Here is an 11,457-nt window from a genome sequence, read left to right as displayed (position 1 = left end):
TGGTTGGCCGCGTGCTGGCGGGCCAATCCACGCTTGCGGTCATGCCCACCGGCGCGGGCAAGTCGCTGACCTACCAGTTACCCGCAGTCATGATGCAAGGCACTTGCGTGGTCGTTTCGCCGCTGATCGCGCTGATGCACGACCAGTTGCGCAGCGCCACCGCCAACGGCATCCGCGCCGCCGCGCTGACCAGCGTCGACACCGATCGCGCGCAGACGGTGGCGCGACTGCGCGACGGCGATCTTGATCTACTCTACGTCGCGCCCGAACGCGCCAGCCAGTCGCACTTCCGCGAACTGCTGAGTGAGGCGCGGATCAACCTGTTCGCGATCGACGAAGCGCATTGTGTCAGCGAATGGGGCCACGATTTCCGTCCCGACTACCGCCTGTTGCGCCCGTTGCTCGACCAGTTTCCGCAAGTGCCAGCCGCTCGACACCCGCGCGGGTTGGCGCATAGATAATGCCGGGGCCGGGCTGTTCGGCCAGCAGTTGCGTCAACTGGCGCTGCGGGTTGTCGCGCGGCTGGATCGTGTAGCGGATGTTGGGCCGATCGAAGCCCGCGACGATCAGCCCATCGGCGGGAAGGCCGAGCTGCTGGAGGATATCGTCGCGTGTGTGCGCGTCCGCCGTGGCTGTCAGCGCGAGGCGAGGCACTTGCGGAAACTGGTCGAGCAACGGGCGCAACAGGCGGTAGTCGGGACGGAAATCGTGGCCCCATTCGCTGACACAATGCGCCTCGTCGATCGCGAACAGGTTGATCCGCGCCTCGCTCAGCAATTCGCGGAAGTGCGACTGGCTGGCGCGTTCGGGCGCAACATAAAGCAGATCGAGATCACCATCGCGCAGCCGGGCCACGGTTTGCGCGCGGTCGGTGTCGACGCTGGTAAGTGCGGCGGCGCGGATGCCGTTGGCGGTGGCGCTGCGCAACTGGTCGTGCATCAGCGCAATCAGCGGTGAAACGACCACGCAAGTGCCTTGCATCATGACTGCGGGTAACTGGTAGGTCAGCGACTTGCCCGCGCCGGTGGGCATGACCGCAAGCGTGGATTGGCCCGCCAGCACGCGGCCAACCACCTGGTCCTGCACCCCGCGAAAGGCGCTGAACCCGAAGGTGGCGTGGAGCGCCCCAAGCGCGCGCGCAGCGGGCGCGTCATCGGGAATATTGGGCGTGGCGGCAAGCATCGTCCCGCCCCTACAGGTCAGCGGGTTGCGCGGTCCACCACTCTTTCCTCGGCTTTGGTGAAGGCGGAACGGTTGCCGGGATCGTGATCGGGCACTTGCGTTGTGAAAAAGGCCACGCCGCACCCGCTGGCGGGATCGAACCACAGGCCGGAGCGCAAGCCGTAAGCCTCGCCCGCGTGGCCGAGCCGTGTGTGCAAATCGGTGAACAGGCCGTCGCGGCAGCCGGGTGCGCCGCTGCCGATCAATTGCACGCCCAGGCCGAAGGCGCAGAAGAAGCCCTCGGCGCCCGGATCGTCCTGCCGGTTGGCGCCGGTGAAGTGCCATTGCGCGCGGGTCATTTCGGCGAAGGTTTCGGGCTGCAGGAAACCGCGGCTGCCGCGCGCGAGCATCTGCCCGATTCGCGCCAGGTCGTGCATCGAAATGCGCAGGCCGCCCTGTGGTGAGAACAGCGCGCCGTTCCAGCCGGGGGTGTAGGTTTCGAGTGCGCAAGCCGCGCCCTCTGCGGTCAGCACCGGGCAGGTGGGCGCGCTGCCGTGCAGATCGTCCTTCGCCACCTCGCCGTTGTCGCGGTAAAGGACGACCGCGCGCGCAGTCTTGGCCTTCGTGCAGCCCGACCAGTTGTAGCAGGCATCGAGCTTGAGCGGGCGCAGCACCAGCCGTTGCATCAGCCGGTCGAAACGCTCGCCCGTCGCGGCTTCCATCACGCTTGCGATTACCGGCGGATTGATGTTGGCATAAGCGAACCAGCCGCTGCCGGGGGCGTGGCGGGCGTCCCAGGCGCGCGGATCGGCCAGCCGTTGGCGCAGCGTTTCGCCCAGCGGAACGATGTAATTGGCGCCGTCGGTCAGGCTCGACTGGTGCGAAAGCAGCAGCCGCAGCGTGATCGGCCGGTCGGGAAATGCGGGATTGCGCAAGCGCCAGCCGAGATAGTCCGACACATCGCGGTTGAGCGACAGCCGGTGCTGCTCGACCAGCCGCATCACGCCGAGCGCGGTGACCAGCTTGGAGATCGAGGCCACGCGCACCGGATCGTCGGCGGTGACGGGGCGCGCAGTGGCCTTGTCGGCCAGGCCTTCGGCGAGGGCGGGCTGGATGCGGGAGCGGTCGAACATCACCACGACCGTGGCCGGGGAAGCGGCCAGCGCGGGCGCGGATACCAGGCACAGGAACAGACAGATGATCACGCGCATCGGGGCTTGATCGCGCGGGGGATGGATCGCGTCAAGCGGGCAGTGCGTGCCTTGTGGCGGCCAAGGACAGCGTTCAGGATAGTCGTGACGAAATTGGATAAGCGCGATGACACAAAAGCCGAGTGTTGAAGACCAGATCGAACAGACGCTCGGACTCGAAGCCGAGATCGAAGTGTCCGCTACCAGCACCACCGGCGGCGATCCGCTGGTTTTTGCAAAAGCGGCGCTCCATCGTTGGGTGGATGGCGTGGTCGGCGTCGTCGCGGCGGCTGGATCGGGGCGCGTCACGCTGATCCACGCCAATGGCGCTCGCTCGCAAATCGCGTCGCCCGAACTTGCCTACCTGGTCACGCCCCCGGTCAGATGGGACCAGCCTGACTAACTCAATCGAGGTTTGGCCGCAGCCAGCGTTCGGTCGTCGCTAAATCGGCACCACGCCGTGCCGCATAGTCCTCCACCTGATCGCGCCCGATGCGGGCCACGCCGAAATACTGGCTTTCGGGGTGCGCGAAGTAGAAGCCCGAGACTGCGGCGGTGGGGAGCATCGCCTGGCTTTCGGTGAGCGTGATGCCGGCGTTTTCGGTCGCGTTCAGCAGGTCGAACAGGATCGGCTTGAGGCTGTGGTCTGGGCAGGCAGGGTAGCCGGGCGCGGGGCGGATGCCGCGGTATTGCTCGCGCACCAGCGCCTCGTTGGTGAGCTGTTCGCCCGGGGCATAGGCCCATAGCGTGGTGCGAACGTGCTGGTGGAGCCGTTCGGCGAAGGCTTCGGCGAAGCGATCGGCAAGCGCCTTGAGCAGGATGTCCGAATAGTCGTCGTGGTCGGCGCGGAAGCGTTCGAGGTGCGGTTCGATGCCGTGAATGCCTACCGCGAAGCCGCCGATCCAGTCGCCGGCCGGGTCGATGAAATCGGCGAGGCAGAAGTTGGCGCGGGTGCGGCTTTTGCGGATCTGCTGGCGCAGGAACGGCAGGCGGACGTGGCGTTCTTCGTCGGGCAGGTAGAGTTCGACATCGTCTTCGTTGCGGTGGCAGGGCCAGAAGCCGGCCACGCCCTTGGCGGTCAGCCACTTCTCGTCGAGGATGCGTTTGAGCATCGCCTTGGCATCGGCGTAAAGCGAGCGCGCAGATTCGCCCACGACCTCGTCGTCGAGGATGGCGGGGAAGGTGCCCGCCAGTTCCCAGGCGCGAAAGAACGGGGTCCAGTCGAACACGTCGACCAGGTCGGCCAGGTCCCAGGCGGGGAAACTGTGCAGGCCGGGCTGTTCGGGCGGCGGCGCCTTGTCGCTCATGTCGGGTTGGAAGGCGTTGGCGCGCGCATCGGCCAGGTTGAGCAGGACCGATTGTTCCTTGCCCGCGCGCACGTCGCGCACGTGCTGGTAATCGGCGGCGGTGGCGGCGATGAACGGATCGGCCTGCGTGTCCGACAGCAGTTGCGAGGCGACACCGACCGCGCGGCTGGCGTCGAGCACGTAGATTACCGGGCCATCGTAAGCCGGATCGATGCGCAGCGCGGTGTGGACTTTGCTGGTGGTGGCGCCGCCGATCAGCAGCGGGATCTTGAACGCGGCGCGCTTCATTTCCTCCGCGACGGTGACCATTTCGTCCAACGACGGCGTGATCAGGCCCGACAAGCCGATGATGTCTGCGTCCTCGGTTTTCGCGACCTCGAGGATCTTCGACCACGGCACCATCACGCCCAGGTCGATCACTTCGTAGCCGTTGCACTGGAGCACCACGCCGACGATGTTCTTGCCGATATCGTGGACGTCGCCCTTCACGGTGGCCATCACGATCTTGCCCTTGGGCCGCGCGCCGACTTCCTTGGCCGCCTCGATGAACGGGATCAGGTGTGCGACCGCCTTTTTCATCACGCGCGCCGATTTCACCACTTGTGGCAGGAACATTTTGCCCGAGCCGAACAAGTCACCCACGGTGTTCATGCCCGCCATCAGCGGGCCTTCGATCACCTCGATCGGGCGGGCGTGCAGCAGCCGCGCTTCTTCGGTATCGTCGACCACATAGGCATCGATGCCCTTGACCAGCGCGTGCTCGAGCCGCCGCACCACGTCCCAGCCGCGCCATTCCTCGGCGGCCTTTTCAGCGATGACGTCCTTGCCCTTGTAGCTCTCGGCCAGCGCGATCAGGCGTTCGGTGGCGGTCTCCTCGCCCTCCTTGGCGTGGGTGCGGTTGAGGATCACGTCCTCGCAGGCATCGCGCAACTTGGGGTCGATCTGGTCGTAGATGTCGAGCTGGCCGGCGTTGACGATCGCCATGTCCATGCCGGCGGGGATCGCGTGGAACAGGAACACCGAATGCATCGCGCGGCGCACGATTTCGTTGCCGCGAAAGCTGAACGAGAGGTTGGAGAGGCCGCCCGAGATGTGGACGTGCGGGCAGGCCGCCTTGATCTCGCGGACGGCTTCGATGAAGTCCAATGCGTAGCGATCGTGCTCCTCGATCCCGGTGGCCACCGCGAACACGTTGGGATCGAAGATGATGTCCTCTGCCGGAAAACCGATGCCGGTCAGCAGCTTGTACGCGCGCGCGCAGATTTTCACCTTGCGCGCCTTGGTGTCGGCCTGGCCCTTTTCGTCGAAAGCCATCACCACCACTGCCGCGCCGTAGTCCATGCACAGCCGCGCGTGATGGAGGAACGCGTCCTCGCCTTCCTTCATCGAGATCGAGTTGACGATCGGCTTGCCCGACACGCATTTCAGACCCGCTTCGATCACCTCGAACTTCGAGCTGTCGATCATCACTGGCACGCGCGCGATATCTGGCTCGGCCGCGATCAGCTTGAGGAACGTGGTCATCGCCTCGACCGCGTCGAGCAGGCCTTCGTCCATGTTGACGTCGATGATCTGCGCGCCGTTCTCGACCTGCTGGCGCGCTACTTCGACCGCGCGGGTGTAATCGCCGGCGAGGATCAGCTTCTTGAACGCGGCCGATCCGGTGACGTTGGTGCGTTCACCGACGTTGACGAAGGATGAGCCGGAGGGGCGGGTTGCGGTATCGGTCATTCAAATTCTCCCCCCTCCCGCTTGCGGGAGGGGTCGGGGGTGGGCATTTTTGCTTGGGCGGTGCAGAAAGGAAGTGCCCACCCCTAACCCCTCCCGCCAAATTTCGTAACTGGCCGGGAGGGGGACTTTTACGCGGCCATCACGAAGGGTTCGAGACCGGCCAACCGTGTCACGGTATTGGGCACCGGCAGCGCGCGCGGCGGCAGGCCTGCCACCGCCTTGGCCATCGCCGCGATATGCGCCGGGGTCGATCCGCAGCAGCCGCCCAGGATGTTGACCTGGCCATGCTGCGCCCACTCGCCGACGAGGCCCGCGGTGGTCTCGGGCATTTCGTCGTATTCGCCCAGTTCGTTGGGCAGGCCGGCGTTGGGATAGACCATGATCAGCGTGTCGGCGATCTGCGACAGCGTGCGCACGTGCGGGCGCAATTGCGCGGCGCCGAACGAGCAGTTGAGCCCGATCGTCAGCGGCCGCGCATGGCGCACCGCGCACCAGAACGCCTCGACCGTGTGGCCCGAGAGGTTGCGGCCCGAAAGATCGGTCAGCGTCATCGACATCATGATCGGCACTTCACGGCCGAGGTCCGCCTCGAGCTTGCGCACCGCCATCACCCCGGCCTTGGCGTTGAGCGTGTCGAACACCGTTTCGATCAGGATGAAATCGGCGCCGCCCTCGATCAACGCGGCACCCTGTTCGCGGTAGACTTCGACCAGGAAATCCCAGTCGATCTCGCGGTAGCCCGGATCGTTGACGTCGGGCGAAAGCGACAGCGTCTTGTTGGTCGGCCCGATCGCACCAGCCACGAAGCGCGGGCGGCCATCCTTGGCGGCGTATTCATCCGCCAGCCGCCGCGCGATCTGCGCCGAAGCGAGGTTGATCTCGCGCACCAGGTGCTCGGCGCCGTAATCGGCCTGGCTGATCTTGTTGGCCGAGAACGTGTTGGTTGATACGATATCCGATCCCGCGTCGAGATAGGCGCGGGTGATCACTTCGGGCACTTCGGGCTTCGAAAGCGCGAGGATGTCGTTGTTGCCCTTCTGGTCCTTGGCCAACCCGAGTGAGCCGGCGTAATCGGCTTCGGACAGCTTCCAGTTCTGGATTTCGGTGCCGAATGCGCCGTCGGTGATGAGGATGCGCTTGGCGGCTTCGGCCAGCAATTTCTCACGTGCGCTCATGCGACAGGTTCCTTTGGACGCAAGCCCAGCAGTTGGCAGATGGCGTAAGCCTGCTCGGCGCGATTGAGGGTGTAGAAGTGCAAATCGCGCACGCCGCCTGCGTACAGCCGGCGGCAGAGATCGGCCGCGACCACCGCCGAGACCAGCGCGCGCGGGCCGGGGCGTTCGTCGAGGCCGGCGAACATCGCCTCCATCCACGACGGGATTTCGGTGTTTGCCGACATGCGGCGGATCGCGGCAAAGCTGGTGATCGGCATGATGCCGGGCAGGATCGGCGCGGTAATGCCCGCCGCCAGTGCCTTGTCGAGGAAGCGGAAGTACGCATCGGTCGAGAAGAAGAACTGCGTGATCGCGCGCGTCGCGCCAGCGTCGAGCTTGCGCTTGAGGTTGTCCAGATCGTGGTCCGCGCTCAGCGCCTCGGGGTGGGTTTCGGGGTAGGCTGCCACCGAAATCTCGAAATCGCGCTTTGCCCTCAGGCCCGAAACCAGGTCGGCGGCGCTGGCGTAACCATCGGGGTGCGGCACGAAGCGGCCCGCATCGGTTGGCGGCGGATCGCCGCGCAAGGCGACGATGTGGCGCACGCCTGCGTCCCAGTACTGGTCCGCGATTTCGGCGATTTCGCCCTTGCTCGCCGCAACGCAAGTCAAGTGGGCGGCGGGCACCAGCCCGGTTTCGCGCACGATCCGCGCAACCGTGGCATGGGTGCGTTCGCGCGTGGTGCCGCCGGCGCCGTACGTGACCGACACGAACGACGGCGCGAGCGGTTCAAGCTGGGTGATCGCGTCCCACAACTGCGCGGCCATCGCGTCGCTCTTGGGCGGAAAGAATTCGAAACTGACGCGGATATCGCCCGGCAGCCCCGCGAACAGCGGGGGTTCGAACGATAGGGATTGGGGGTCATTGTTGCCGACCAACGGATCAGCCTTTCTGCTGGCGCGATGCGCGCCCGGTTGCGTGGGATGGGACGATCGGTGAGACATTGGCGGGCGCCCGCCGCCGCGCAGTCCACAATTTGACGATCAATTCGTGCCCCGCCAGCGCGCGATCGGCCTCGGGCGCAAAACCCGCGGCATCGAGCATCGCCGCGATCTGCGCGTCGGTGAAGCCCAACCGGGCGTGGGCGTGGCCGTGGCGCAATTCCTCGCGATCGTGCGCTGCGAAGTCGACCAGCGCGATCCGCCCGCCCGGCGCGGTGACGCGCGCGGCTTCGGTGAGCACGATTTCGGGGGTGTGCGAATAATGCAGCACCTGGTGGAACAGCACAGTATCGAAACTGGCGTCGGCGAAAGGCAGCGCAGTGAAATCGCCTTGCACCAGTTCGACCGTGCCAGGCGGCAAATGCTGGAGCCGCGAGCGCGCAATCCGCAGCATATCGGGGCTCTTGTCGATTGCGACGACGTGATTGGCGGCGGGCGCGAAAAGTTCGGCCATGCGCCCGGTGCCGGTGCCGACATCGAGCAGACGGCCCAAGCCAGCAGTGCCCAGCATCGACGACAGCGCAGCTTCTACCGGGCCGTCGGCGATGTGCAGGCTGCGCAGTTCGTCCCATTCGCCGGCGTGGCGCGCGAAGTAATCGGCGGCGCTGGCTTCGCGTCCGGTGCGGATTGCGTCGAGATGCTGCAAATCTTCGCGCGCGCGCTGCGCAAACCCGGCGTCGGCCGCCTCCGAAACCGCGAGCAGCCGCGCGACTGCGGTTCCGATCGGGCTGGCCCTGTTCGCGCTGGAATGACCTTCGGCGCTTTCCGAAATCGCCGCGCGCAGGAACACCCAGCCGCCCTCGCGGCGGCGTTCGGCAAGGCCCGCATCGCACAGGATGCGGATGTGCCGCGATACGCGCGGCTGGCTTTGGCCGAGCACTTGCGCCAGTTCACCCACCGCCAGTTCCATATGCGCCAGCAGCCGCATGATCCGCAGCCTTGTGGGGTCCGCCAAAGCGCGCAGGGTGTCGAGCAAATCCATCGTGACTAGCATATAAAGAATTCTTTATATGATGCAATATAAAGAAAGCCTTATATCGCTGGCAACGATCGATTGAGCAGGCGCAGCGGTCAATTCATCCGGTGGCGTTTGCCAATCCGGCGCGCAACCGGTAAATGCGGGGTCCGGCTGCAAGACAGCATGATCCGGTCTGAATGTGTCGGGCCGAAATTCGCTAAGGGTATGCATGAAGAACCTGGGTACAATTCTGGTTGCCGGCGCAATGCTGGCCTCGCTGTCATCGTGCGGCAAGTCGGAAGATGCCAACCAGCCGGCGGTGGCCGATACGGTCGAAATGCCCGCCGACGAATTGCCGAGCGGCGACCCTTCGATGGCTGCTCCTGCAGGCGACGAATCCGATGCCATGGCGCCCGCCGCGGATGGTTCGGGCGCGCCCGAAGTGGCCGCAGATGCCGCCCAATCCGCGGCAGACAGCGCCAAGGCAGCAGCATCGGAAGCCAAGGCGGCCAAGGCTGCAAAGGCGCCTGCCGGCAATTGAGCGGCGCTCCGGCATCAAAATGCCCGTGATATCAGGGCGGCTTGCCATCGGCCTTGCCATGGTGCTGATGGCGCTGAGCGGCTGCCGCGCCCGCGATAACGATCCGGGGCCGGGCGGCGTGACGGTGGGCGAAGCACGCGCGCTCGACGAGGCGGCGAAGATGCTCGAAAGCCGGGCGCCCAAGCCGGCCACCGTTCTGCCAGCAGCTAAAGCCGTTTCCGACAGCAAGCCCTGATGCCGCTCAGGCGGCGGTGAGGTCGCTGGATTGCGCCAGGTTGGCCAGGGCTTGCCCAAGCGCGGCAATCTGGTCTGGCGCTCGCGATCCTTCGAAAATCGATGCGGACAGGCAGAATTGCGGCATGTCCGGCTGCTCGCCCTGCGGTTTGGGCATGGCCACCCCGATCGAGCAGATGCCGGCATGGCCATAGCCATCGTCGATCGCGTAGCCGGCTTCGCTCGCAGCGCAAACTTGCGCCAGCCACGCCTCGAACGACAGGGGCTTTTGCCAACGCAGTGCTGCAAAGTGCCGCGCCAGAGCCGCTTCGGGCAAGCGTTCGGCCGCCGCCAATGCACGGCCGATCGACCCTCCGCCCACTGGCTGGCGCTGGCCCGGAACCATGTGGATGCGCGTGGCAGCGCCGGTTTCGGCCAGTGCCACCAGCGCCAGCCGGGTGTCGCTGACCTGCTGCCACAGCCCGACCGCGGCATCGCATTGCGCGGCGAAGCGCGCCAGCGCCGGCTGCGCGCGCGCCACCAACCGCGCGGCGGCATCATCGAGCACGCGGCTGGCTGCCCAGGCCGGCGCCAGCCGATAGCGCCGCCCGTCTTCGTCGCGCTGCAGCGCACCTTCACTCACCAGCGCGCGCAGGAGATTGAGGCAACTCGACGGGCTGAGCGATCGTGCGCGCGCCACTTCGGACATTGTCATGCCCTCGACCCGCGCCGAAAGCAGGCGCAGGATCGCGAAAGCGTGCGCAACGGAAGGCACCGGAGGGGTCATTTCATGAGCATAGTTTTCATAAATATGAAAAGCAATTCCAGATGTTGAAAGCGCGCTTGCCTTCGTCTAGGTCGTGGGCCAACTTGTGATCCTGGGAGAATCGCTGTGGCCGATGTGTCGACAAGACCGATGCTCGAAGGCAAAGTGGTGGCCATAACCGGCGCCGGGCGCGGCATCGGGCGCGAACTGGCGCTGCACTGCGCGCGCGAAGGCGCGGCGGTGATCGTCAACGATCCGGGCGTCGCGCAAGGCGGCGACGGCGGCGAGTCCGGTCCGGCCGAAACCACCGCGGCCGACATCCGCGCGATGGGCGGAAAAGCCTATGCCAACCTCGCCAACGTCGCCGATCCCAAGGCCGCAGCTTCGATCATCGAGGATGCGGTCCACCATTTCGGGCGGATCGACGCGGTGGTCAACAACGCCGGCATCCTGCGCGACACGATCTGGCACAAGATGAGCCACGAGGACTGGACCAGCGTGATCGAGGTCAACCTGACCGGGCCGTTCAACGTGTGCAAGGCGGCCACGCCGTACTTCCGCGAGCAGCAATCGGGCAGCTTCATCCACTTCACCTCAACCAGCGGGTTGATCGGCAATTTGGGTCAGGCCAACTATTCGGCGGCCAAGCTGGGTCTTGTTGCGTTGTCGCAGTCGATCGCGCTCGACATGGCGCGGGTCGGCGTGCGTTCGAACTGCATCGCGCCGTTCGCGTGGAGCCGGATGACCGCCTCGATCCCGTCCGAAACGCCCGAACAGAAGGCCCGCGTCGAACGGCTGAAAACGATGAGCGCCGACAAGATCGCGCCGCTGGTCGCCTTCCTCGCCTCCGATGCGGCCAAGGATGTCACCAACCAGATCTTTGGCGTGCGCAAGAACGAAATCATGCTGTTTTCCAAGCCGCGCCCGGTGCGCTCGATGGTCAAGCTCGAAGGCTGGACCGCGCAAGCGATCGCCGAGGAACTGATCCCGGCGTTCCGCCCCGCTTTCGCGCGCGCCGACGAAGTCTCGGCGCACGTATTCCCCTACGATCCGGTTTGAGGAGTCTTGAGATGAGCAATCCAGGCATGGACGCGGATGTCTTCGAACAGTTCATCGACCAGTTGAAGCGCTATGTGCGCGACCGACTGCTCCCCGCCGAAGCGCAAGTGATCGCCGATGATCGCATCCCCGACGACCTGCTCGCCGAAATGCGCGACATGGGGCTGTTCGGGCTGACCATGCCGGTGGAATACGGTGGTTCGGGCATGAACGTCAGCCAGTACGTCGAGACGATCCGCGTTCTGTCGTATGCGCTGCCGGCGTATCGTTCGATCACCTCGATCAACCTGGGCATGGTGTGCTCGGCGCTGGTCAAGTCGGGCACCGAGGAGCAGAAGGCCGAATGGCTGCCTCGGTTGGCGGCAGGTGAAATCGCCAG

General features: G+C 65.7%; 11 protein-coding genes and 2 pseudogenes. 6 read left to right on the top strand and 7 right to left on the bottom strand.

Annotation, left to right across the window (positions count from 1 at the left end; all coding sequences use genetic code 11):
• A pseudogene (locus Q0R16_RS03205) lies at positions 1 to 425 on the top strand (DEAD/DEAH box helicase); the annotation flags it as partial.
• Here the strand turns inward: Q0R16_RS03205 and Q0R16_RS03200 are convergent.
• Positions 394 to 1,182, bottom strand: a pseudogene (locus Q0R16_RS03200) (RecQ family ATP-dependent DNA helicase); the annotation flags it as partial. The pseudogenes Q0R16_RS03205 and Q0R16_RS03200 sit on opposite strands and share 32 nt — an antisense overlap.
• A gap of 17 nt (positions 1,183 to 1,199) precedes the next feature.
• Entirely contained in the window at positions 1,200 to 2,372 is a 1,173-nt protein-coding gene (locus Q0R16_RS03195; protein ID WP_295631812.1) for a serine hydrolase, read from the bottom strand.
• 106 nt (positions 2,373 to 2,478) lie between these two features.
• Here Q0R16_RS03195 and Q0R16_RS03190 point away from each other — a divergent pair, with 106 nt between their 5' ends.
• A complete protein-coding gene (locus tag Q0R16_RS03190; protein WP_295631809.1) occupies positions 2,479 to 2,754 on the top strand; it encodes a hypothetical protein in 276 nt (91 codons plus the stop codon).
• 1 nt (position 2,755) lies between these two features.
• Here the strand turns inward: Q0R16_RS03190 and metH are convergent, their stop codons facing one another.
• The 4 genes from metH to Q0R16_RS03170 form a co-directional block, all read right to left on the bottom strand.
• Complete coding sequence (gene metH, locus Q0R16_RS03185) at positions 2,756 to 5,389, bottom strand: methionine synthase (RefSeq protein ID WP_295631801.1); 2,634 nt, start codon at positions 5,387 to 5,389, stop codon at positions 2,756 to 2,758.
• A gap of 128 nt (positions 5,390 to 5,517) precedes the next feature.
• Positions 5,518 to 6,564: a homocysteine S-methyltransferase family protein gene (locus tag Q0R16_RS03180; RefSeq protein WP_295631797.1), complete on the bottom strand. Its 1,047-nt coding sequence runs from the start codon at positions 6,562 to 6,564 to the stop codon at positions 5,518 to 5,520.
• Positions 6,561 to 7,478: a methylenetetrahydrofolate reductase [NAD(P)H] gene (gene metF, locus Q0R16_RS03175; RefSeq protein ID WP_295631794.1), complete on the bottom strand. Its 918-nt coding sequence runs from the start codon at positions 7,476 to 7,478 to the stop codon at positions 6,561 to 6,563. Before metF ends, Q0R16_RS03180 begins: the two co-directional genes overlap by 4 nt.
• A 4-nt stretch (positions 7,479 to 7,482) precedes the next feature.
• A complete protein-coding gene (locus tag Q0R16_RS03170) occupies positions 7,483 to 8,535 on the bottom strand; it encodes a metalloregulator ArsR/SmtB family transcription factor (protein WP_295631791.1) in 1,053 nt (350 codons plus the stop codon).
• A gap of 193 nt (positions 8,536 to 8,728) precedes the next feature.
• Between Q0R16_RS03170 and Q0R16_RS03165 the strand changes: the two genes are divergently transcribed.
• Positions 8,729 to 9,040 carry a hypothetical protein gene (locus Q0R16_RS03165; RefSeq protein ID WP_295631788.1) on the top strand — a complete coding sequence of 104 codons (312 nt, stop codon included), beginning with the start codon at positions 8,729 to 8,731 and terminating at the stop codon, positions 9,038 to 9,040.
• A gap of 19 nt (positions 9,041 to 9,059) precedes the next feature.
• Positions 9,060 to 9,275, top strand: a complete 216-nt coding sequence (locus Q0R16_RS03160) for a hypothetical protein (protein ID WP_295631785.1) — start codon at positions 9,060 to 9,062, stop codon at positions 9,273 to 9,275.
• Between the two features lie 6 nt (positions 9,276 to 9,281).
• Here the strand turns inward: Q0R16_RS03160 and Q0R16_RS03155 are convergent, their stop codons facing one another.
• Entirely contained in the window at positions 9,282 to 10,040 is a 759-nt protein-coding gene (locus Q0R16_RS03155) for a helix-turn-helix domain-containing protein (protein ID WP_295631783.1), read from the bottom strand.
• 129 nt (positions 10,041 to 10,169) lie between these two features.
• Here Q0R16_RS03155 and Q0R16_RS03150 point away from each other — a divergent pair, with 129 nt between their 5' ends.
• Together Q0R16_RS03150 and Q0R16_RS03145 are read left to right on the top strand one after the other, a co-directional pair.
• Entirely contained in the window at positions 10,170 to 11,078 is a 909-nt protein-coding gene (locus Q0R16_RS03150) for an SDR family NAD(P)-dependent oxidoreductase (RefSeq protein ID WP_295631815.1), read from the top strand.
• A gap of 11 nt (positions 11,079 to 11,089) precedes the next feature.
• On the top strand, positions 11,090 to 11,457 hold a 368-nt coding region (locus Q0R16_RS03145), incomplete at its 3' end, for an acyl-CoA dehydrogenase family protein (RefSeq protein ID WP_295631780.1).

It is taken from the genome of Novosphingobium sp. (assembly GCF_025351285.1).
Classification (GTDB): Bacteria; Pseudomonadota; Alphaproteobacteria; order Sphingomonadales; family Sphingomonadaceae; genus Novosphingobium.
Note: the sequence above shows the minus strand (reverse complement) of the source record. Positions and strands in the feature narration are given on the sequence as shown.

Coding starts and splice junctions, on each gene's coding strand:
- Q0R16_RS03155 (WP_295631783.1), bottom strand. CDS start 10,040: ATGACCCCTCCGGTGCCTTCCGTTGCGCACGCTTTCGCGATCCTGCGC.
- Q0R16_RS03195 (WP_295631812.1), bottom strand. CDS start 2,372: ATGCGCGTGATCATCTGTCTGTTCCTGTGCCTGGTATCCGCGCCCGCG.
- metH (WP_295631801.1), bottom strand. CDS start 5,389: ATGACCGATACCGCAACCCGCCCCTCCGGCTCATCCTTCGTCAACGTC.
- Q0R16_RS03160 (WP_295631785.1), top strand. CDS start 9,060: ATGCCCGTGATATCAGGGCGGCTTGCCATCGGCCTTGCCATGGTGCTG.
- Q0R16_RS03165 (WP_295631788.1), top strand. CDS start 8,729: ATGAAGAACCTGGGTACAATTCTGGTTGCCGGCGCAATGCTGGCCTCG.
- Q0R16_RS03150 (WP_295631815.1), top strand. CDS start 10,170: ATGCTCGAAGGCAAAGTGGTGGCCATAACCGGCGCCGGGCGCGGCATC.
- Q0R16_RS03180 (WP_295631797.1), bottom strand. CDS start 6,564: ATGAGCGCACGTGAGAAATTGCTGGCCGAAGCCGCCAAGCGCATCCTC.
- Q0R16_RS03190 (WP_295631809.1), top strand. CDS start 2,479: ATGACACAAAAGCCGAGTGTTGAAGACCAGATCGAACAGACGCTCGGA.
- Q0R16_RS03170 (WP_295631791.1), bottom strand. CDS start 8,535: ATGCTAGTCACGATGGATTTGCTCGACACCCTGCGCGCTTTGGCGGAC.